21 protein-coding genes are annotated in these 20,601 nt (G+C 72.8%); 9 read left to right on the forward strand and 12 right to left on the reverse strand.

Annotated features, from left to right (window positions below; all coding sequences use genetic code 11):
- Positions 1-64 precede the first annotated feature (64 nt).
- From ACH4SP_RS16455 to ACH4SP_RS16475, 5 genes are all read left to right on the forward strand, one after another.
- Positions 65-2,116 carry an ATP-binding protein gene (locus ACH4SP_RS16455; RefSeq protein WP_398415308.1) on the forward strand — a complete coding sequence of 684 codons (2,052 nt, stop codon included), beginning with the start codon at positions 65-67 and terminating at the stop codon, positions 2,114-2,116.
- A gap of 130 nt (positions 2,117-2,246) precedes the next feature.
- Positions 2,247-4,235, forward strand: coding sequence for a hypothetical protein (locus ACH4SP_RS16460; protein ID WP_398415310.1), 1,989 nt, complete (start codon positions 2,247-2,249; stop codon positions 4,233-4,235).
- Between the two features lie 153 nt (positions 4,236-4,388).
- Complete coding sequence (locus ACH4SP_RS16465; RefSeq protein WP_398415312.1) at positions 4,389-5,303, forward strand: metal-dependent hydrolase; 915 nt, start codon at positions 4,389-4,391, stop codon at positions 5,301-5,303.
- A gap of 4 nt (positions 5,304-5,307) precedes the next feature.
- A complete protein-coding gene (locus tag ACH4SP_RS16470) occupies positions 5,308-6,393 on the forward strand; it encodes a PDR/VanB family oxidoreductase (RefSeq protein ID WP_398415314.1) in 1,086 nt (361 codons plus the stop codon).
- Positions 6,394-6,477: 84 nt separating this feature from the next.
- Positions 6,478-7,206: a TetR/AcrR family transcriptional regulator gene (locus tag ACH4SP_RS16475; RefSeq protein WP_398415316.1), complete on the forward strand. Its 729-nt coding sequence runs from the start codon at positions 6,478-6,480 to the stop codon at positions 7,204-7,206.
- 33 nt (positions 7,207-7,239) lie between these two features.
- Here the strand turns inward: ACH4SP_RS16475 and ACH4SP_RS16480 are convergent, their stop codons facing one another.
- Positions 7,240-7,956 (reverse strand): DUF4230 domain-containing protein, encoded by a 717-nt coding sequence (locus ACH4SP_RS16480; protein ID WP_398415318.1) that lies wholly within the window; start codon positions 7,954-7,956, stop codon positions 7,240-7,242.
- A 54-nt stretch (positions 7,957-8,010) separates the two neighbouring features.
- Between ACH4SP_RS16480 and ACH4SP_RS16485 the strand changes: the two genes are divergently transcribed.
- The gene (locus tag ACH4SP_RS16485) at positions 8,011-8,553 is read left to right on the forward strand and encodes a GNAT family N-acetyltransferase (protein WP_398415319.1); all 543 of its coding nucleotides are present in this window, start codon (positions 8,011-8,013) and stop codon (positions 8,551-8,553) included.
- Here ACH4SP_RS16485 and ACH4SP_RS16490 read toward each other — a convergent pair.
- Both ACH4SP_RS16490 and ACH4SP_RS16495 read right to left on the reverse strand, forming a co-directional pair.
- Positions 8,540-9,358 carry a tyrosine-protein phosphatase gene (locus tag ACH4SP_RS16490; protein ID WP_398415322.1) on the reverse strand — a complete coding sequence of 273 codons (819 nt, stop codon included), beginning with the start codon at positions 9,356-9,358 and terminating at the stop codon, positions 8,540-8,542. The two genes, ACH4SP_RS16485 and ACH4SP_RS16490, sit on opposite strands and share 14 nt — an antisense overlap.
- A 58-nt stretch (positions 9,359-9,416) precedes the next feature.
- On the reverse strand, positions 9,417-10,007 hold the full coding sequence (locus tag ACH4SP_RS16495; RefSeq protein ID WP_398415324.1) for a rhomboid-like protein: 591 nt from the start codon (positions 10,005-10,007) through the stop codon (positions 9,417-9,419).
- 88 nt (positions 10,008-10,095) lie between these two features.
- Between ACH4SP_RS16495 and ACH4SP_RS16500 the strand changes: the two genes are divergently transcribed.
- Complete coding sequence (locus tag ACH4SP_RS16500; RefSeq protein ID WP_398415326.1) at positions 10,096-10,512, forward strand: hypothetical protein; 417 nt, start codon at positions 10,096-10,098, stop codon at positions 10,510-10,512.
- Between the two features lie 40 nt (positions 10,513-10,552).
- Here the strand turns inward: ACH4SP_RS16500 and ACH4SP_RS16505 are convergent, their stop codons facing one another.
- The 8 genes from ACH4SP_RS16505 to glnII all read right to left on the reverse strand — a co-directional run bounded on the left by ACH4SP_RS16505 (position 10,553) and on the right by glnII (position 18,350).
- On the reverse strand, positions 10,553-12,091 hold the full coding sequence (locus ACH4SP_RS16505) for a DUF1996 domain-containing protein (protein WP_398415328.1): 1,539 nt from the start codon (positions 12,089-12,091) through the stop codon (positions 10,553-10,555).
- Positions 12,092-12,174: 83 nt separating this feature from the next.
- The gene (locus ACH4SP_RS16510) at positions 12,175-12,945 is read right to left on the reverse strand and encodes a trypsin-like serine peptidase (protein WP_398415331.1); all 771 of its coding nucleotides are present in this window, start codon (positions 12,943-12,945) and stop codon (positions 12,175-12,177) included.
- A 207-nt stretch (positions 12,946-13,152) separates the two neighbouring features.
- Entirely contained in the window at positions 13,153-13,797 is a 645-nt protein-coding gene (locus ACH4SP_RS16515) for a LuxR C-terminal-related transcriptional regulator (protein WP_398415333.1), read from the reverse strand.
- A complete protein-coding gene (locus tag ACH4SP_RS16520; RefSeq protein ID WP_398415334.1) occupies positions 13,782-15,059 on the reverse strand; it encodes a sensor histidine kinase in 1,278 nt (425 codons plus the stop codon). The genes ACH4SP_RS16515 and ACH4SP_RS16520 overlap by 16 nt, the downstream gene beginning before the upstream one ends.
- Before the next feature lie 173 nt (positions 15,060-15,232).
- Positions 15,233-15,916 (reverse strand): winged helix-turn-helix domain-containing protein, encoded by a 684-nt coding sequence (locus ACH4SP_RS16525; protein WP_398415336.1) that lies wholly within the window; start codon positions 15,914-15,916, stop codon positions 15,233-15,235.
- 145 nt (positions 15,917-16,061) lie between these two features.
- On the reverse strand, positions 16,062-16,184 hold the full coding sequence (locus ACH4SP_RS16530; protein WP_398415338.1) for a hypothetical protein: 123 nt from the start codon (positions 16,182-16,184) through the stop codon (positions 16,062-16,064).
- Between the two features lie 87 nt (positions 16,185-16,271).
- A complete protein-coding gene (locus ACH4SP_RS16535; RefSeq protein WP_398415340.1) occupies positions 16,272-17,225 on the reverse strand; it encodes a DUF6891 domain-containing protein in 954 nt (317 codons plus the stop codon).
- Positions 17,226-17,330: 105 nt separating this feature from the next.
- Positions 17,331-18,350, reverse strand: a complete 1,020-nt coding sequence (glnII, locus tag ACH4SP_RS16540) for a glutamine synthetase (RefSeq protein ID WP_398415342.1) — start codon at positions 18,348-18,350, stop codon at positions 17,331-17,333.
- Positions 18,351-18,754: 404 nt separating this feature from the next.
- Here glnII and ACH4SP_RS16545 point away from each other — a divergent pair, with 404 nt between their 5' ends.
- The gene (locus tag ACH4SP_RS16545; RefSeq protein ID WP_398415344.1) at positions 18,755-19,666 is read left to right on the forward strand and encodes a Gfo/Idh/MocA family protein; all 912 of its coding nucleotides are present in this window, start codon (positions 18,755-18,757) and stop codon (positions 19,664-19,666) included.
- A gap of 45 nt (positions 19,667-19,711) precedes the next feature.
- On the opposite strand, the gene ACH4SP_RS16550 is transcribed toward ACH4SP_RS16545, so the two are convergent.
- On the reverse strand, positions 19,712-20,080 hold the full coding sequence (locus ACH4SP_RS16550) for an arsenate reductase family protein (RefSeq protein ID WP_398415346.1): 369 nt from the start codon (positions 20,078-20,080) through the stop codon (positions 19,712-19,714).
- 148 nt (positions 20,081-20,228) lie between these two features.
- On the opposite strand from ACH4SP_RS16550, the gene ACH4SP_RS16555 reads away from it, so the two are divergent.
- Positions 20,229-20,516, forward strand: a complete 288-nt coding sequence (locus ACH4SP_RS16555; protein ID WP_398416276.1) for a hypothetical protein — start codon at positions 20,229-20,231, stop codon at positions 20,514-20,516.
- Positions 20,517-20,601 lie beyond the last annotated feature (85 nt).

Here is a 20,601-nt window from a genome sequence, read left to right on the forward strand (position 1 = left end):
GCGCCCCTGAATGCCTGCCCCCGCCCGGGCGACCACCCACCCCCAAGTAGTACAGAATGAAACCGTGTTGGGAAACCTCCCCGAGGAGGCCACGAGCTTCGTGGGTCGCCTCGCCGATCTCCGCCGTGTCGCCCACGCCCTCGGCGTGCACCGCCTCGTCACCCTCACCGGCCCCGCCGGTGTCGGCAAGACCCGGCTCGCCCTGCGGTCCGCGCAACGGGCCGCAGGCGCCGGCCGGCACCCCGACGGGGTGTGGTGGGCCGATCTCGGGCCCCTCCGTGACGACGCACTCCTCGTCGCCGCCGTCTGTGACGCCGTGGACTTCGCCGACCACACCCTCCGCATGCCCGCCGAAGCCCTCTGCGAATGGCTCCAGCCGAAGAGGCTGCTCCTCGTGCTCGACTGCTGCGAGCGCCTGGCCGGTCCCACGGCCCACCTGATCGGTGAACTCCTCACCACCGTCCCGCAGTTGACGATCCTCGCGACGAGCCGCCAGGCCCTCGGGTGCCGGGGTGAGGCCGTCGTCGACGTACCGCCGCTGCCGTTGGCGGGGCCGGACGGCGCCGCCGCGCTGTTCCGGGACCGGGCCCGCAGGGCCGTCCCCGGGATCGACCTCGGCGATCCCTCAGCCGACGCCGCCGTGGCCGCCGTCTGCGCCCATCTGGAAGGCATCCCGCTCGCCCTGGAACTCGCCTGCGCCCAGCTCGCCGAGGGGTCTTCCGTACAGGACGTCGCGCATCGGCTCGCCCGTTCCGGGGCCCGGCTCGACGTCCTCGCCCAGGACGGCACCTGGCCCCAGCGGCACCGTGCCCTGCGCACCGCCATCGGCTGGAGCCACGAGCTCTGCACCCCCCTGGAGCGCCTGCTGTGGGCCCGGCTGTCCGTCTTCCGGGGGGATTTCGGGGAGGAGGAGGCCCGGGAGATCTGCTCCGGCGGGCCCCTCGACGGCGACGCCGTCGGCCGCGCCCTGCACGGCCTCGTCCGCAAGTCCGTGGTGCGGCGACGGTCCGAAGGACCCTGCCGGATGCTCGACACCCTCCGTGAGTACGGGGCGATGTGGCTGTGCGAACTCGGCGAGGGCCCCCGCGTCGCCGCCCGGCACGCCGCGTTCCACGCCGACCTGGTCCGCCGCGCGGACGAGGGCTGGCTCGGTGCCGAACAGGCCGCCTGGTACCGGCGGATCAGTGACGCCTTCGCCGACCTGTGCGCTGCCTTCGACCACCTCCTGGAGGCCGACCCGCGCGCCGCGCTGGAGATGGCCGGGCGGGTGGGGTTCCTCTGGGGCGGCTGCGGCCGTCTCCGCGAGGCGCGGAGTTACGTCACCCGCGCCCTGGCGGCGTACCGGGAGCCGGGCCCGCACCGCTCCCGCGCCCTGTGGGCGCTCGGGTTCGTCAGCACCCTCCAGGGCGACTACGAGAGCGCCCGCGTGCTCGGCGAGCAGTGCACGGTGGCCGCCTGGCAGGCCCAGGACCCCGAGGGCATGCTGAGTGCCGCGTACCTGCTGGGCGTCACGTACCTGCTGATGGGGCGGCCCCGCGCCGCCCACACCGTCGCCGACCGGTGCCTGACCGCCAGGCCGGGAGCCCCCTTCGACTCCGCGTCCCAGCTCCGGTGCCGTCTGGTGCGGGTCTTCGCCCTCACCGCCATGGGCGAACTCGACGAAGCCGCCACCGCGGCCGCCGAACTCCGCCGCGTCTGCGCCGCGCGGGGCGAATGCTGGACGCGTGCGTACGCGGACTACCAGCTCGCCCTCGTCGCACTGCTCCGGGGCCGAGCCGACGAGGCGGTCGCGCACGCCCGCGCGATGGTCGACGCCAAGTACCGGATCCGCGACAGCTTCGGCATCGCGCTCGGCCTCGACCTGCTGGCCGCCGCACTCGCCGCACAGGGCGACGGCGAACAGGCCGCCCGCGTCTACGGCACCGGCCACACCTACTGGGGCCAGGTCGGCCACCCCCAGCGCGGCACCCCCGAACTCGCCCCCGTCCGCGCCGAGTGCGAGCGCCGGGCCCGCTCCCTCGTGGGCGACACCGCCTACGAACGCGCCTACGCGGAAGGCGCCGCCGCCCACCAGGACTCCGCCCTCGCCCTGGCCCTCCTGGACCCCCACCCCTGACCGGCCGACCTGCCGGCCGGGGGCTGTTCCGGGGTCCGGCGGGGCCGTTTCCCCGTCCCTCCCCGGGCCGCCCCCGCACCCCGTCCGAAATCGTGGGTGACCATCCCATCAATCGCTCGTTCTGCGTAATGTGCGCCGCCCTCAGGATGTCCTCAGCCGCCCCCGCAAGCCCACCGATGCCCCCGCCGCCGAGCCTCCCGCCGACTCCGCCTCCGGCCCCGCCGTCGCCGTCGGCGTGGAGCAGGCCGAGGCGGCCCTCGTCGAGCACTACCCCCGCCTCGTCCGCCTCGCCTACCTCGTGCTCCCCCCGCACCTCGGCCGCAACCGCCGCGTCCTGACCGCCCATTCCCTCGTCCAGCGCTCCCTCCCGCGCGGCCGTACCGGCCGCACCCCCGCGACCGCCGTCGGCATCCCCGCCACCCGCCGCCCCGACGAGGAGGCGGCGAAGAGCGCCGCGCGCGGCAGCGGGCACGCCTTCGTGCGGCAGCAGGTACTGCGCCGGGCCCTCGAAGCCGAACCGCCGCTGCTGCGCAGGGCGTGGCCGAAGCGCGCCCAGCTGCCGCCCGTGCTGCCGCAGGTGTGGGGCGTCCGGCTGTTCCCCAAGTCCGGCGGCGCCGACGAACTCGCCCTGGACCAGCGGCTCGCCGCCCTGAGCGGCGCGGGCCGCGCCGCGTACGTACTGCGCGGTCTGGAGAGGCTGGACGACGACGCGGTACGAGGCGTACTGGCCGCCGCCGGAGTCACCGCGCCGGACGCCGCGCTCGCCGAGGCCGGCACCGTCGAGCCGTCCCCGCTCCTGGAGTCCGCCGAGTTCGACCCGTGCTCGCTGCAGGCCCGCCCCACCGACCTGATGCGCCGCCGCCAGCACACCCGCATCGGCCTCGCCGCTCTCGCCGCACTCGTGGTGTGCGGGGTGCTGCTCGCCGCGACCGGCGGGGGCGGGCCGGGTGCGCACAATCCGGATGGTGAACTGGCCCTCGACCCCGGCCAGTTGACCCGGGTCGAGCCCGCCGTCTGGAAGAGTGCCGACCGCGCCGACTTCTCCGGCTGGCCCGCCCGCGGCGCCCTCGCAGGCGACACCGAACTCCTGCGCCGCGCCCTCGGCGAGTGGGCGACCCCCGGCGCCGACGCGCATGTCTCCGCCACTCCCGGCACCCCCACGGGCCCCGCGATGGGACCGCCGCAGCTGCTGTACGCGGGCGAGCTGGACGGCGCCAGGGTCGTCCTGCTCTACGACGGCCTGCGCCTGGTCCGCTACGCGGAACCCGCCGACGGCAGCGACCGGACCAGGACCGCCCTGGACTTCGCCCGTGCCGACGGCGCCACCGAAGCCACCGCGAACGCGGTCGTCGTCGCCCGCACCGCCACCGCGGTCCGCTATCTCACCGCCCCCTGGGCCGACCAGGTCTCCGTGCGCGACCTCCTCGACCCGGCCGCCGCACCCCGCTCCCTGAGCCGTGCCGCCGACGGCGTCACCGCCCCGGTCACCACCTCCTCCATGGTCCGCGACTGCCGCACCTGGGACGCCATGGAGGTGCGCGACAGCTCCGGCACGCGCACCCTCACCGACCTCGGCGAACTCCTCCCGGCCCGGCTCACCGCAGGGCCCGGCGCCACCCCGGGCGACCTCAAGTCGCCCTTGGACAGGGCTGGTTGGGCGCACACCGCCTGTCTGCTCCCCACGTTGCGCTCGCACGGCGTCCGCAGCGTCAACTCCTGGTCGTACGCCAGCCAGACGCTGCCCGAGTCGAACGGCACCGCACGCTGGCAGTGCACCCGCGCCGAGACCTGGCAGGGCCCCGGCAGCCGGGTGTTCGCCCAGTTCCAGCAGCCCGGCACGGACCGCCGCGCACCGGGTGCGATCGTCGCGCGGGCCGAGAACACGGCGGCGTGCGGGGCGAAGGGCCCCGACGCGCTGGCCGGTGTGATGTGGAAGTCGAAGGCCGGGAAGTGGTACCTCCTCGCCGCCGGGAACGACAGGTTCGCCTCGCTGTCCGTGACCGGGGGAGTGCGCGGCACGTCGGACGGCAACGTCCTCGCCGTACCCACCAAGGAAGGCGCCAGGGCGACCCTGACCGGGAAGCTCACGGACGGGACGAAGGTGAACTCGCTCCGATAGTCCGCAGCCGGGATGCCGTGGCCCGGATCCAGCAGCCCTGATCCCGCAATCCCGATCCAGTGGCGCCGATCCGGGAATTCCCGTCCGGGCCGCGTCAAAGTTCTGGCTGCACAGACCTGTTGCCAAGGTCGTACCCGTCAGTACATTGACGCCATGTCTAATACGCAGCAGGGGCCGGTCCCGGTGGCGTCGGAGCGGACGCCGCTCAAGGCCCGCCGGGTGTCCTTCGACTGGGCGGACACCCCGCTCCACTGGCTCCCGGGCCAGCCCTTCGCCACCCACACCATCAACGTCCTGCACCTGCTGCTCCCGGCCGGGGAGCGCTGGTTCGTGCACGTCTACAAACAGGCGCTGCCCCTGATCACCGACGACCGGCTGCGCGAGGACGTCATCGGGTTCATCGGGCAGGAGGCCATGCACTCGCAGGCCCACGACGACGTCCTGCCGCACCTCAAGGCGCAGGGGCTCGACCCCACCCCCTACACCGCGCAGGTCGACTGGCTCTTCGAGAAGCTCCTCGGCGACCGCACCCTGCCGCCGGGCGGACCGCGGCGGTGGTGGCTGCTGGAGCGCATCGCGATCATCGCGGCCATCGAGCACTACACCGCCTTCCTCGGCGACTGGGTCCTCAACGCCGACGAGCTGGACCGGCGCGGCGCCGACCCGACCATGCTCGACCTGCTGCGCTGGCACGGCGCCGAGGAGGTCGAGCACCGGTCGGTGGCCTTCGAGCTGTTCCAGCACGTCGACGGCGGCTACCGGCGCAGGGCCCGCACCTGGGCGACCGCGTTCACCGCGCTCGTCTTCCTCTGGCAGCGCGGCGCCCGCTTCTTCATGGCCAACGACCCCACCCTCGGCTCCACCGGAAAGGCCACCCTGAAGGACCTCGTGCGCGGCGGACGGCAGGGCCTGCTGCCGACGCCCGGAGCCATGCTGAGGTCCATCCCCCGCTATCTGAGCCGCAGTTACCACCCCTCCCAGGAGGGCAGCACCGCCCAGGCCGTCGCCTACCTCGCCTCTTCCCCCGCCGCGCTGGCCGCCGAGGCCCGCACCTCCGGAGGTTCCTGAAGCCATGCCCCGCGCCCGTACGTACCTGATCGCCGCCGGCGTCGCCGCCGCGGCCGTCGTCACCCGGCGCTCCCTGCGCACCCGCATCGACCGCTCGCCGCTGTGGCCGATGCCCGCGCTGGAAGAGCCCATATCGGGACTGCGGGGACGCCCCGCCAGCACCCGCGTCCTGGTCAGCGGGCGCTCCGAACCGGCCGACGGCGTGGTGCAGCTGCACCTGGAGGCCATGGACGCGGGCGACCTGCCCGGCTGGGAGCCGGGCGCGCACCTGGACCTGGTCCTGCCGTCGGGCCTGGTCCGCCAGTACTCGCTGTGCGGCGACCCCGCCGACCGCGCCTCGTACACCGTCGCCACCCGCGTCATCAGCGAGGAGCAGGGCGGCCGGGGCGGCTCGCGCGAGGTGCACGAGCGGCTCCACGAGGGCTCCGAGATCGAGGTCCGCGGGCCGCGCAACCGCTTCGCCCTGGTCGCATCCCCGTCGTACGTCTTCGTCGCGGGCGGCATCGGCATCACGCCCGTACTGCCCATGCTGCGTGCCGCCGAGGCGGCGGGCGCGGACTGGAAGCTGCTGTACGGGGGTCGCAGCCGGGCGACGATGCCGTTCCTGGAGGAGATCGAGAAGCTCGGCGGGCCCGAGCGGGTCACCGTCGTCGCCGAGGACGAGGACGGACTCCCGGACCTGGCGGGGCTGTTGGCGCAAGTACCGGAGGGGACGGCTGTCTACTGCTGCGGCCCCGAGGGGCTCCTGGGAGCGGTGGAGGGATCACTTCCGGAAAGCTGCTCGTTGCACGTCGAAAGGTTCGCGCCGGGCGCGCACGCCGGTGGCTCCGGCACCTTCGAAGTGGAGCTGCGACGCACCGGAAGCACCGTCTCCGTACCCGCAGGAACCTCGATCCTGGCCGCCGTGAAGCCCCTGGCCCCGAACGTCTCGTACTCCTGTGAGCAGGGCTTTTGCGGCACCTGCCAGCAGCGGGTGATCGAGGGCGAGATCGACCACCGCGACGAGCTGCTGACCGATTCCGAGCGGGGCGACTCGCTGCTCATCTGCGTCTCGCGGGCGCGTGGAGAGCGCCTGGTCCTAGACCTCTAGACGGAGCCGGCGGAGGGGGCCGGTGAAGATCCGGACCGGCCCCCGGGGGTCCCTCAACCGGGGCCCGCCGGTTACGCTGGTGCGATGACGACCGGGGTGCGCCGCAGGATGGGCGTCGAAGAGCGCAGGCAGCAACTGATCGGTGTGGCGCTGGAGTTGTTCAGCCATCGCTCTCCCGACGAAGTCTCCATCGACGAGATAGCCGCCGCCGCGGGCATCTCGCGGCCGCTCGTCTACCACTACTTCCCGGGCAAGCAGAGCCTGTACGAGGCGGCGCTGCGGCGGGCCGCCGACGAGCTCGCCGCCCGCTTCCAGGAGCCGCACGAGGGCCCGCTCGGCGGCCGGTTGCTGCGGGTGATGGGCCGTTTCTTCGGCTTCGTCGACGAGCACGGACCCGGTTTCTCTGCCCTGATGCGCGGCGGCCCCGCCGTCGGCTCCTCCACGACGAACGCGATGATCGACGAGGTCCGGCAGGCCGCCTACGAGCAGATCCTCGACCACCTCGGCATCGGCGAGCCGCCCGCCCGGCTCGCGCTCGTCGTCCGCTCGTGGGTCTCGCTCGCCGAGTCGACGGCGCTGATCTGGCTCGACGGGCGCGAAATCCCGCGCGGCGAACTGGAGTTGCAGCTCGTCCACGACTTCGCGGCGCTGATGGCGGTGAGCGCGGCGTACGACGCGGGGATGGCGGAGATCGTGCTGCGGATACTGGCCGACGAGCCCGCGGACGGCCCCTTCGGCGAACTGGTCGACCGGATCACGGCACTGGCGCCGATGCTGCCCGTGGTGCCGGAGCAGCGGGGCCCGTCCGAGTAGCACCCAGGGTAGGCAACTCCCGTACTGGCGGCGTCACTTGTAGGTGACCGTCACGTCCTTGAAGCCCAGCGAGCGCAGCAGGCCCTGGAGCATGCTCGTGGTGTTCTTCTCGGCGCGGGCGGTCAGTCCGCTGTCCTTGGCCGCCTCGCCGATGTGCCGGGCGGCCAACTGCTGGACGGCCCGCTCGTCGTTCGGGTTGTCGGAGAAGAAGTCGCCGAGCCGGTCGAGGAGACCGCGCTGCTTGGACACGGCGTACGAACGGTCCGGGTCCAGCGCGGGCCTGCCGAGCGTGGCGTGCGGGAGGCGGACGGTGGCGGCGGTGCGGTCCTCGTTGACCGTCACGTCGTCCTTGCCGAGCCCGCCCAGCGCCACGGATCCGCCGACGGTGCCCGCGCCGACGTACAGGGTGCGGGTGCCGCGGATCGCGTCGGGCAGGAACCTGGCGTCCTTCTCCAGGTCCACCACCACCTGGAAGTTTCCGGAAGCGGCCTCGTAACTGCTCATGTCCTGGAGGGACTTGAGGACGGCGGGTCCGGTGCGGTCCTTGGCCTCGGTGCCGAAGAGGCCGTCGAGGCCGGGGATCAGGAACAGCCGGGTGCCCAGCAGGAGGACGGCCGCCAGGGTCAGCAGCACGCCGGGGATCTTGATCCAGAGGGGGACGCGGCCGAGGGGCGGCCGGGCGGGGGCGGGCCGCGGCCCGGAACCCGGCGCTTCTTCCGTGCGGTCCGCGCGCGTGTCGGTGCCTTCCATAGGGGTCGGGTGCCCCCTGCGGTCCCCGCTCACGCGGCGGTTACCGTACTCCGCATGATCGACACGACCGCGTCCCTCACCTTCCGCCCCGCCGACGACACGGACCTCTCCACTCTCGTGCGTCTCCACGACGGAGCGGCGCGCTGGATGCAGCAGCACGGGATCGACCAGTGGCGGCCGGGCCAGAAGGACGCCGCCCACTTCGCCCGGCGGATGCGCGAGGGAGAGGTCTGGCTGGCCGAGCTGGCGGGGCGCGCGGTGGGCGCGTACGAACTCTGGTGGGAGGACGAGGGGGCCTGGGGCGTGCAGCCGCCGGTCGCGGGCTACGTCCACCGGCTGATGACCGACCGCACGAGCGCCCCGGCCGGGCTCGGCCGGGCGCTGCTGGCCGCCGCCGAGTCCCGCATCGCGGAGTCGGGCCGGGGGCTCGCCCGGCTGGACTGCGTGTCCCACAACCCCCGGCTGCGTACGTACTACGAGGCGGCGGGCTACCGGGTCACCGGCGAGAACACGGCGAAGGAGGCCCCGGGCGGCGCCCCCTCCTACGCGGTGACCCTGCTGGAGAAGGAGCTGTCCGGGCCCGTCAGCCCTGGGTGAGGCGCTCGCGGATGCGGGCCACGGCCTCGTCGGGGACACCGAGCCCGTCCCGTACGTACGCCTCCATCGAGCCGAACCTCTCGTTCACCTCGGCCAGCGCCGTCTCCAGGTACTCCGGTACGACGCCGATGACGGCCTGCGCGATCTCCGGGTCGCCGCCCTTCGCGACGAACCCCTCGATGAGCGGCGCGAAAGCGGCCCGCACCGCCGGGTTGACCGACAGGTACTCGCTCTCGACGGTCTCCGGGTCGGCCCCCAGCAGGGTCAGCACGATCGTCGCCGCCCACCCGGTGCGGTCCTTGCCCGCCGTGCAGTGGAAGAGCAGCGGCCCGGCGTCCGGCGCCGCCAGCTCGGTCAGGAAGCTGCGGTACGCGACGACCGCCGAGCCGGACGACACCAGCGCGCGGTAGGTCTGGGCGAACAGGGCCTGGGCCCGGCCGCCGCCCAGGTGCTCCTCGGCCAGCGCCGGGTCGGACAGGATGTGCCCCAGCTGGGCGGCGGCCGGCCTGTCGTCGGAGTCGCCGCGCGCGACGGCGGAGCGGATCGTGTCGGCGAGCGCGTCCGCGACGACCAGCCGGGCCCCGGCCGGCACCCGGTCCGGGTGGTCGGCCCGCTCGGCGTCGCTGCGGAAGTCCACGATCGTACGTATCGCCAGGCCGGCCAGGACCGGGTCGGCGGCCGGGTCCATCCGGTCCAGCTGCCCGGCCCGCAGGACGAGGCCGGGGCGGACGGTGCGCCCGCCGGACAGCGGGAGGCCGCCGAGGTCGCGGAGATTGGCGACGGTGGTGGACGCGAGTGCGGTCATGGCGGTGGGGCTCCTGCTGCTGGTGAGGGGTTTCCCCGCCACCGTACGTGGCCTGCCGTCAGGCGGCCCGGCGGGGCCCGGCGACCGCCGATCCGAGCCCGATGCCGAGCGCGAGCGCGGCGAAGTGGCCCACGTCCGTGAAGGTCGGGCGGTCGCGGTTGAGCAGGGGGCGGGCCCCGAGCACGAGCAGCCCCGCGCGGGCGGCGAACCGCAGCGGGCCGTTGGGTACGGCGGCGGTGAGCGCGCCGAGGACGGTGTTGAAGCCGTAGCTGGTGCCGACGTCCACGGCACGGCGGGTCGCCGCGTCGGCGCCGGTGGCGCGCAGCCCGCCGTACACGAGGAGCGACGCGGCGCTGTGCCCGAGCAGGAAGACCCCGGCCGCCCACCACGCGCCGTACGCGTACTCGGCGTACCCGAGGACGGCGAGGAGCAGCAGTACGTACGGCAGCGGCATCGGCTCCTCGACGACGACCGCGCTGGTCAGCAGGGTGTCCCAGCGGCCCGCCGCGAGCTGGTCGACGTTGGTGGAGCAGCCGCGCAGGAAGTCCTGGCGCTCGGCGGCGGGCAGATGGCGGTGGGCGGCCAGGGCGCCGAGCTGCACGCCGCCGACGTAGGCGGGGGCGAGCACGGGAAGGTCCGGGAAGTGCATGGGGGCATGATCGCGCATGGGGCGTAACGGGGGTGTCAGATATGACGGTTCCGGCACGGGCGGGGCGGCGGGGCGCCACGATGTGCGGATGCACAGGCGAGTGGCGGGTGCTCTGGTCGCGCTGGTTCTGGTGACGGGCTGCGGCGGATCGCCGCCGGAACCGGAAGAGGCGGCCGGAACCCTGGAGGAACTGGCGGCGAAGGCGGGCTGCGTACCGGACATCGGGACCCAAGCGGCGGAGATCCGGCAGGCCAACTGTCGTACGCAGAGCGGGAGTTACGTCCTGGCGACGTTCGCCACCGACCGGGGCAGACAGGAGTGGCTCGACGGGGCGGACGACTACGGCGGCAGCTATCTCGTCGGCCGCAAGTGGGTCGCGGCAGGGGACGAGGCGGTGGTCACGGCGCTGCGCGGCCGGCTCGGGGGGACGGTGACGACCGGCGTGCACCACTCGGGGAGCGGGGAAGGGCACACGGGGGGTCCTCACGGTCGTCACGGGAGCTGACCGCGCAGGTCTCGGGGGTGTGTGGGTCGGCAGGCGGCTGTTACCGGCAGCGCCTGCCGTCGTTGATGCAGTCCACCACCCGTCGCATCAGCTTCTCCTCGAAGACGTTGATGAAGTCGCCGTGGTCGGTCTCCGGCTTGTGCAACTGCTCGGGGAACGAGTCGACCGCGAATCCGGGCCCCGGCGGCACCGCGTACACGACGCGCTGCACGAGCTGCGGGATGGGCCGGAAGCCGAGCCCGCACGCCCCGTTGGACCGGGCGAACGCGACATGGGTGCGGTGGTTGGCGCTGTCGGCGTTCTTGCCGTCCCAGCAGCTCTGGAACTTGAAGGTGCGCACCACCTGGCTGCCGCGCGGGCAGATCGGGTACTTGTTCCTCAGCTGCCGGTTCTCGAACCCGGTGCAGCTCCATGACGCATTGGCGTTGGCATCACCGTTGGTGAAAGCCTTCGCGTCGCCCGTGATGATCCGCAGGAAGCGCGGCATCGCGGTGACCCGGCCGGTCGGATTCCCGACGAAATCGAGGCTGACTCGGGACGGGGTCTGGATCTCGCCGGTGTTCTGGTCCTTTCCGCCGCCGTCCGCTCCGGCGTCGGCCTCGTCCTTTCCGTTCTGCAGACGCAGCACGGGCCAGTAGTACGTGGATTTGTCGCCCTGATTCCGGCAGCTGGTCGCACCGGCGGCGAGTGTGTCGTCGCTCGCGAAAGCATCGGTGGCCTGATTGCCGACGTAGTCGTGCATATGGTGTGCGCCATTGCTCACCCCGGGCGCGACGATGACATTGTCCGGATTGAATTTGCCGTTCTCGTTGCGCCCGCAGTCGGTGGTGAAGGTGCCGCGCGAGGCGGTGCGGCGGTTCTGCACGCGCGGGACGTTGGGGCGCACGGAGCGGATGTCGACGAAGTCGGAGGCCGAGGGGCCGTTGCCCTGCGGGGCGCCGGTCTGCTTGCCGTCGGGATCCCTGTCCTGCTTGCCTTCGGGATCCTCGCCCTGCTGGCCGTCGCGGTTCTCGCTCTGCCGGCTGCCGTCGGGGGCGGTGCCCTGCGGGTCGCCGTCGGCGTCGCCGTCCTGGCCGTTGCCCTGCTGCTCACCGGCCCGCAGTGTGCACGGTGCCAGTGCGTCGAGCCCCTGCGGGCGGTCGGCCTCCGGCTGCCGTTCCACGGCGTCGCCGATCCGGCCGAGGGACGCGGCCCGCTCGTCCTTGAGCGGCCCGAGCACGGAGCTCTGGTCCTGGGACCCGCCCCGCGCCTCCGCGAACTTCCGGTACGCCTCGGTGATCTGACTGTCCATCGCGGCCAGCTCCCGGTCGACCTCCTGCCGCGCCCCCTCGGGCACGTCGGGGAGCGCGCCCGCGGCATCGGGGCAGCCGATGGTCGCCATGCGGGGTCCGGAAGGTGAGGCAGCACGGGCGGGCGGATCCTCGTTGGCCGAGGCGTGCACGTTCAGTGCGACCATTCCGCCCCCGCCGAGAATCAGTGCGGCGCCGGCGGCGATCGTCCTGTTCGCCAATTTCGAACGCTTGTGTTGCATGAAGGGCCTTCGCTTTCTGCCGGAGGTTTCTTCCGGGCGAAGTCCCATACGTACGCGGGGAACACCGCGTTCAGTCGTTCCCCACCAGCACCGTGATTTCGTAGCAAGCTACCAATTCGCGGAATTCCCGCTCATGATTTCAGTGCCCGCTGATAAAGGGCCCGTGCGGGTGCCCCGAAAAGCGCGGCCGTCGACTCCGAGTCGGTGTCGCCGCCGCTCAGCACGCCGATGAGCTTGCCCGGCTTGTCCGGGCCCCGGTAGTCGGTGAGCCAGGGGCTGCCGCTGGTCCCGTTCCAGAAGCCCGCGCAGCGCATCTGCACCATGCCGGGCAGGTCCTTGTCGACCCTGCTGTCGGTGGTGCAGGTGACCGGGTGGTTGTCCGGGTTGTGGTCCGGCTCCGGGTAGCCGATCACCGTCACCTGCCGCTGCGGCTCGGACTCCCAGTCGAGGCCCGCGGCGCCCACGACGTCCTGGACCTCGCGCCCCTGGGCATCGGGCTCCAGGGTCAGGAAGGCGAAGTCGTACGGGTCGTCCTCCTGCTCCTGCCACCGGTCGTCGACCTGCACGGACCTGATCTGCCACGCCCCGTACGGCTGCTTGCCCTTGCCCTGGCCGGCGAACCCGGGGGCGAACGAGATCTTCCGCGCCGCCGTGCCCTCCTCCTCGTACACGCAGTGGGCGGCGGTGACGACGACGTTCCCCTTGGGGCTGTCCACGACGCTCGCCGTGCACCAGTGCTCGTCGCCGTCGACCAGCACCCCGATGAACGGCGGATAGTCGATCACGGCGGCGGACTTCTGCGGTGTGGGCGACACCCCCGGATCCAGCCGGGGCGCGGACGCCACCGGCCCGCCGCACGCGGTGGCCAGTGACAACAGCGCCAGGAGGCCGGTCACGGCCATGGACCTCCGCATCCACCGGTCATGCACGTCGGGCAGCCCCTCTCACGCCGAAATCCCCTACCGAACAGGTCACGTACAGGTCACGCCGGAGACAGGTTATGCACGAGTTGGCCGATTGTCGCCCTTACGGCCTCGCGGGCGAGGCCGTTGCCTGCCGGTGGCCCGCTGCCGGTGGCCCAGTGCCGGTGGTCCGCTGCCGGTTGTCGGCTAGCGGTCCAGGTAGGCCAGCACCGCGAGGACCCGCCGGTTGTCGTCGTCGGACACCGGCAGGTCCAGCTTCCCGAAGATGTTGGAGGTGTGTTTGGCCACCGCCCGCTCCGTGACGAACAGCTGGGCCGCGATGGCGGCGTTGGAGCGGCCCTGCGCCATCAGCTCCATCACCTCCTTCTCGCGCGGGGTGAGCTGGCCTATCGGCTTGTCCTGCGCCCGCCGCGACAGCAGCTGCTGGATGACCTGCGGGTCCATCGCGGTACCGCCGGCCGCCACCCGCCGCACCGCGTCGACGAACTGCTCGGCGTCGAACACCCGGTCCTTGAGGAGGTACCCGATGCCCCCGTTCCCGTCGGCGAGCAGCTCGCGCGCGTACAACTGCTCGACGTGCTGCGACAGTACGAGGACGGGCAGTCCTGGTCTCGCCCGGCGGGCGGCCAGCGCGCACTGCAGGCCCTCGTCCGTGTGGGACGGCGGAAGCCGGACGTCGACGACGGCGACGTCCGGCTCCAACTCGGCGAATGCCTTGGTCAGTTCGGGCCCCGTCTCGACGGCGGCCAGGACCTCGAAGTCGAACGCTTCGAGCATCCTGACCAGGCCGTCGCGGAGCAGAAAGAGGTCTTCGGCTAGAAGGACGCGCAAGGAATCTCCATGGTCACCATGGTGGGACCGCCCGCGGGACTGCTGACGGCCAGGACACCGTCGAATGTACCGAGTCGGCGCTCGACCCCGCTCAGCCCGGAGCCGCCGCCGATCTTCGCCCCGCCCCGCCCGTTGTCGGTGACCGAGGCGCGGATCGTGCCGTCGGTGCCCGTGCCCGCACGGTGCAGGTCGACCCAGATGCGGTCGGCGCCGGAGTGCTTGACCGCGTTGGTGAGCACCTCGCTGATCGCGAAGTACGCCGCCGACTCCACCGGTGCCTCGGAGCGCCCCGGCAGGTCCACCGTGACCTCCGTCTCGACCGGCAGCCGCAGCGCCAACGCCCGCACGGCGTCGCCGAGGCCGCGCTCCGCGAGCACCGGCGGGTGGATGCCGCGGACCAGGTCGCGCAGCTCGGTGAGGGCCTCGGCGGACGACTCGCGAGCCATGGCGAGCAGCTTCTTCGCCTTCGCCGGGTCCTTCTCGACGAGCGCCTCGATGGTGCCCAGGTTCATGCCCATGGCGACCAGGCGGGCCTGCGCCCCGTCGTGCAGGTCCCGCTCGATGCGGCGCAGCTCGGCGGCCGAGGTGTCCAGGGCGTCGTGCCGGGTCTCGGTCAGCTTCTCCACCCGCTGGGCGAGCGTCGCCTCCTTCGTGGGGGCGAGGAAGAACTTGCAGAGCCGGAAGTGGGCCTGGAACAGCGTCGTGTTGTAGCGGAGCCCGACGGCGAGGATCACCACGCCGAGCCCGGCGGCCAGCAGCCCGGTGGTCTGGCTGGTGACCGGGATGAAGGCGTACCAGTACGGGTCGCCGTCCTGGAACACCCGCCACAGACCGGCCGCCATCACGGCCCCCTCGACCGGGTACAGGATCAGCACCGCGGGGAAGATCGCGGTGGCGAACCCGGCGACCGCGTCGACCAGCAGCCACTGCATGTCCCGCCAGGTCGCCGGGTCCTTCAGCATCAGCGTGGTCCGCTCGACGACCCCGGTCACGCCGGTGCGCACGTCGGCGGGCAGCGGCCGGTACGGGATCGCGATCCGCACGTCCGACCAGGTGCCGGCCAGCAGCCGTCGGCGGTTCGCCCACTTGCGGACGGCCTCCAGTACGTGCGGTGTGGTGAAGACGCCGATGCCGAGCCCGATGAAGGCGATCGAGAGGAGGGCGAGGGTGAAGAGGGTGACCGAGACGGCGATCGTGGCGACCGACAGGCCGAGGCCGCGGAATCCGGCCTGGATCGACGCGCGTATCTTCGTGGCATTCATGGTGGTTCGTCCCTCTCCGTCCGCGGCCCGTGCGCCGAGTACCCCGACATTCTCGCCGGTGGGGAGGGGTGGAGGCATTGGGTCCGGGCACCCGGAGCGGGGTGTACCTAGCACCACCGGGCGCCGGACCCGGCCCCGCGGGGTTCTGGCGGCCGGACCCGCCCCGCAGGGTTCTACGGCGCGTACTTGTAGCCCACCCGGCGGACCGTCTGGATGCTGCGCCGGTGGTCGGCGCCCAGCTTGCGGCGCAGCCTGGCGATGTGCACGTCCACGGTGCGGCCGTCGCCGACGTGCCCGTAGCCCCACACCGTGGTCACCAACTGGTCGCGGGTGTGCACCCGGTGGGGGTGCGCGACCAGGTGCGCGAGCAGCTCGAACTCCAGGTACGTCAGGTCAAGCGCCCGCCCCTCCACCTCCACGATCCGCCGCGAGGAGTCGATCCGCACCGCACCGTCCTGCGCGTGCTGAGTGTGCTGCGGGTGCGGTGCGCGCTGAACGTGCTGGGTGTGCTGTACGGGTGCGGGGCCCGCCTCCGGCACCAGCGCGGGCGGCGCCTGCTGCTGGTCCGCCGGTACGAGCACCAGGTAGCCGACCATCGGCGGGCGGCCGGGCAGCGCGGGCAGAGTGTGCTGCGGGGCGGGCAGCCAAGTGGCGCCCGGCGGAAGGTAGTCGGCGACGTCGAAGGCGGGCCGGAGGGGGAGCAGCGGGGCGGGCGCCGGGGCCACCTCGTCGCGGTCGACGGCCCGCAGCCGGTGGGCGGGGGGCCGCAGCGGTTCGTGGACGGCCCGTCGCTGGACGGCGTTCGCCGCGACGGACGAGGTGGAGAAGGTGTGCGTGGTACGGGTGGGGTTCGCCATGGCTGGTCAGCTCTTTCGCGCGGAGGAAGCCGCCGCGGAGAACCGCGCGGCGGCGTACTGCTTCCTGCGGAGTGCGCGTGGACCGAAGACCGTCGGTCGAGTCCCGATGCTGTCGTGCGCTGCTGTCGGGAGGCCGGGAACGGCTTTAGAGGGTCCGCGCGTTCGTCGCGCGACAACAGACCCGGTCGAAGTCGTGGTGCTGACGGGAAGGCCAGAACGGCTCCAGGTCGAAGCGACCCGTAGCGGTGGTGTTCTGGAATCCGTTCATGCGCCCCATTGAAGCATGTGTACGAGGGCTGCAGGAGGGTCTCATCGACCCAGGACCTGTGATGCCCCTGTGCGCCCCCTGTGCAGATCAGTCCACCAGTCGCTTCCGCCACTCCAGTTCGGGCAGCAGGATCGACTTGTCGGGCGACCCGTCCCACTCCACCGTCAGGCCCGCTTCGGCCAGTGCTGCCACGACCTCCCGGCCGACGGCCGCCGTGACTTCGGGGGACTTCGCGAACCCGCCGTAGTACAGGGAGAGTCCGCCGCCCGCCACGGCGACGGCCGTGCCCTGCGTGTGGAAGAACACAAAGCCGCGCGCTTCCCCGGCCCCTTCTCCCTCGCTCTCCGCCCCCTCTGCTCCCGCCGCACCGATCTCCGCCAGCCCGCACGCACGGCAGCAGGCGAAGTGCTCCCTGGCGGTGATGCCGGCCCGGCCGAGCGCGGCGAACGCCTCGCCGACCCGCTCGGGGTCGGTCCGCCCCTCCCACTCCTCCTGCTCGGCGAGCCGCGCATTCCACAGCCGGTCCACGACGAGCCAGGTCTGCGGATACGACAGGCCGTCGTCCTCGTACGTCTCGTGCACGTCCCGGGCGATCTCCGTACGGCTCTCGTATCCGCCGTCGACCAGCTCGGCCGCGTACTCCTCGACCTCCGCGCGCAGTTCGTCGGGAAGCTCGGGGATCGGCTCGGGGTCCGGCGGGGGAGGGGTGTGGTCCTGCTGCTCCCACGGAATCCCCGTGCCCCAGCCCCGCTCCCCGCGCGCCCAGCCGCACAGGACGTCGGCCACGGCCCGGACGTCGGCCAGGGACGCGGCGAAGTGCCGCTCGGGGCCGCCGTCGCGGTGCTCCACCTCGAACGCCCCGCCGTCGTCGTGCCAGACCTGCACGAACGAAGCCGGGTCCGCCGGTATGCGGCGGACCACGAGGAAGTGGTCGTCGTCCCCGCCGATGCGGTGGACGAGCGCGGTGAGCCGGTCGGCGGTGAGGTGCTCCTCCACCGCCCCGGACTCGGTCTTGACGCTGATGTCGAGGATGTCGGACATGGATTCAGGCTGGCACACGCCACTGACAACGGACGTGCCGGAGGGGGCGACCACCGGCCCCAACCGGTGAACGCCCCCTCCGGACAAGCGGATTCAGCAGTGCTGTCAGACCTGTCCGGCCTTCTCCAGCGCCGTGCAGCACGTGTCCACGATCAGCCGGGTCACGACGTACGGGTCGACGTTCGCGTTCGGACGGCGGTCCTCGATGTAGCCCTTCTTCTCCTGGCCGACCTGCCACGGGATGCGGACCGATGCGCCGCGGTCGGAGACGCCGTAGCTGTACTCGTTCCAGGGAGCGGTCTCGTGCAGACCGGTCAGACGGTCGTCGATGCCCGCCCCGTAGTTCTTGACGTGGTCCATCGGCTTCGACCCCTCACCCAGCGACTCGCACGCCCTGATGATCGCGTCGTACCCCTCCCGCATCGCCTTCGTGGAGAAGTTGGTGTGTGCGCCGGCGCCGTTCCAGTCGCCCTTGACGGGCTTCGGGTCCAGGGTGGCCGACACCCCGAAGTCCTCGGCGGTGCGGTAGAGCAGCCAGCGCGCGATCCACAGCTGGTCGGAGACCTCCAGCGGGGCCAGCGGGCCCACCTGGAACTCCCACTGCCCCGGCATGACCTCGGCGTTGATGCCGGAGATCCCGAGCCCCGCCGCCAGACAGTGGTCGAGGTGCTTCTCGACGATCTCGCGGCCGAAGATCTCGTCGGCGCCGACACCGCAGTAGTAGCCGCCCTGAGCGGCCGGGAAGCCGCCCGCCGGGAAGCCGAGCGGGCGCTCGCCCTCGAAGAAGGTGTACTCCTGCTCGATGCCGAAGATCGGCTCCTGGCCCGCGAACTGCTCGGCGAGCGGCCGCAGTTCGGCACGCGTGTTGGAGGAGTGCGGCGTCATGTCGATGTTCAGCACCTCGCACATGACGAGGATGTCGTTGCCGCCGCGGATCGGGTCCGGGCAGGAGAACACCGGGTTCAGTACGAGGTCCGAGGCGTGCCCCTGGGCCTGGTTGGTGCTCGACCCGTCGAAGCCCCAGATCGGCAGGGCGGCTCCGTCCGCCAGGATCTTCGTCTTCGAGCGGAGCTTCGCGGTCGGCTCGGTGCCGTCGATCCAGATGTACTCGGCCTTGAACGTCACGGACGCCATCCTTTGCGGGTTCTACGCGGCTGCGGGGATGGTCGGCAGCCTGGCAACCCGCCATTTCCCGTCCGTTGCCCATGTGTGAACCCCGTGTTACCTGGCCTCCGGGCCCACGTGACCTACATCGCACCGGTGCCTGCGGCGGCGGGCGGGGGAGGGGTGGGAGCGGGTGGGTTGTACGTGCGGGTGCGCCGTGGCTGATCGCGCAGTTCCCCGCGCCCCTAAATACCTGCCCCCGAGCCCCCGTGAGCGGCTGACGCCGCCGACCCCTAGCCCCCTTGGGCAGCGGGGCCGCCCCCCGGGGGCGGGACGGGTGGGCAAGGGGGCGGCCCCCACGCGGAGCGCACCCCCTCGCTCCGGCCCACGCTCGCCCCCGCCCCTCGCCCCGGCAGACTGACCCCATGCAGACGACCCGCCCCACCCGAATCGGCCTCCTCGGCACCGGCCCCTGGGCCGACCGCACCCACGCCCCCGCCCTCGCCGCCCACCCCGAAGTCGACTTCGTCGGCGTATGGGGCCGCCGCCCCGAAGCCGCCGCCAAGATCGCCGAAGCGCACTCCACCACCGCCTACGACGACGTCGACGCCCTCTTCGCCGCCTGCGACGCCGTCGCGATCGCCCTCCCCCCGGACATCCAGGCCCCCCTCGCCGTCCGCGCCGCGCAGGCCGGCTGCCACCTCCTCCTCGACAAGCCGGTGGCCACCACGGTGGAGGGCGCCCGTCAGGTCGCGGAGGCCGCCGAGACCGCAGGCGTCGCCTCCGTCGTCTTCTTCACCCTCCGCTTCGCCGCCGGCACCACCGCCTGGATCGCCGAACAGACCGCCACCGAGGGCTGGTTCACCGCCCGCGCGCACTGGCTCGGCGCCGTCTTCTGGCCCGGCGCCGAAGGCCCGTACCTGGACTCCCCGTGGCGGGCCGAGAAGGGCGCCCTCTGGGACGTCGGCCCGCACGCCCTCTCCGTACTCCTCCCGACCCTCGGTGACGTCACGGACCTGACCGCCGCCCCCGGCCCCGGCGACACCGTCCACCTCACGCTCCGCCACGCCTCCGGCGCCTCCAGCGCCACCACCCTCAGCCTGACCGCGCCGCCCGAGGCGTCCGGCGTCGACATCGAACTCCGCGGCACCGCCGGCGTGCACTCCCTGCCGGGACCGTGGGGAGCGGGCGTGGACTCCTTCGGCACGGCGATCGGAGCTCTCCTGGAAGCGGCCCGCACCGGCACCCCGCACCCCTGCGACGCCCGCTTCGGCCTCCACGTCACGGAGCTCCTGACACAGGCGGAAGCGGCGCTGACCGCGACCCCCGCCCCCTGATCGAGCCGCTCCGCGTTCCTCGGCGGCCGAGCCGTTCCGCGTTCCTCAGCCGCCGAGCCGCCCCATGGCGTCCCGTACCGCCTCGTCCGTACGCCCCACCACGGCCGTCCCGTCGTCGGCCGTGATGATCGGCCGCTGGATCAGCTTCGGGTGCGCGGCGAGCGCGGCGATCCACCGGTCCCGCGCCGCCGCGTCCCGCGGCCACTCCCGTACGCCCAGCTCCTTGGCCGCGGCCTCCTGGGTCCGGGTGATGTCCCACGGCTCAAGCCCGAGCCGCCCCAGCACCTCCCGGATCTCGCTCTCGTCCGGTACGTCGTCGAGGTAGCGCCGCACGGTGTACTCGGCGCCCTCCTCGTCCAGCAGCCGCACCGCCGAGCGGCACTTCGAACACGCGGGATTGATCCAGATCTCCATGGACCCAACGGTACCCCCAGCCCCATCGCCCACCGGGCTCAAACAGCCTCTGGCCAGGGCCGATTGTCAGTGGTGCCCAGTAAAATGGGAAGCGTCCGAGAGGGTCAGCGACCGCCTCAGGAGGATGCCCGTGACCGCTGCCGCACTGATGACCAACGCCCACCCCCACAAGCCGAAGACCGGCCGGGGCAAGGCGCCGCAACCGCTCCGCAAGAAGCCCCTCCCGGCCGGCCGGCCGCGCGAGTGGTACATCTCCCACAACCGCCGCCTCAAGGCCATGCGCCTGGCGATAGCCCTGATGGACACCGGGGTCTACGTCCCCGAGAAGGCGACCAACCGCAAGATCCGCGCCACGGCCGCACGCGTGGGCATCCACCCGCCGTCCAACATCACCTGCCGCCTGGTCCGCGAGCTCATCCGCGACGAGCTGAGCTAGCCGGGCCGAGCCGCCCGGGTCCGAGCCGGCCGGGCACGGAGCAACGGAGCGCCAGAGCAACAGAGCAACGGAGCAACGGAGCGAC

Origin of the sequence: Streptomyces sp. NPDC021093 (assembly GCF_044333135.1) — a bacterium.
GTDB lineage: Bacteria > Actinomycetota > Actinomycetes > Streptomycetales > Streptomycetaceae > Streptomyces.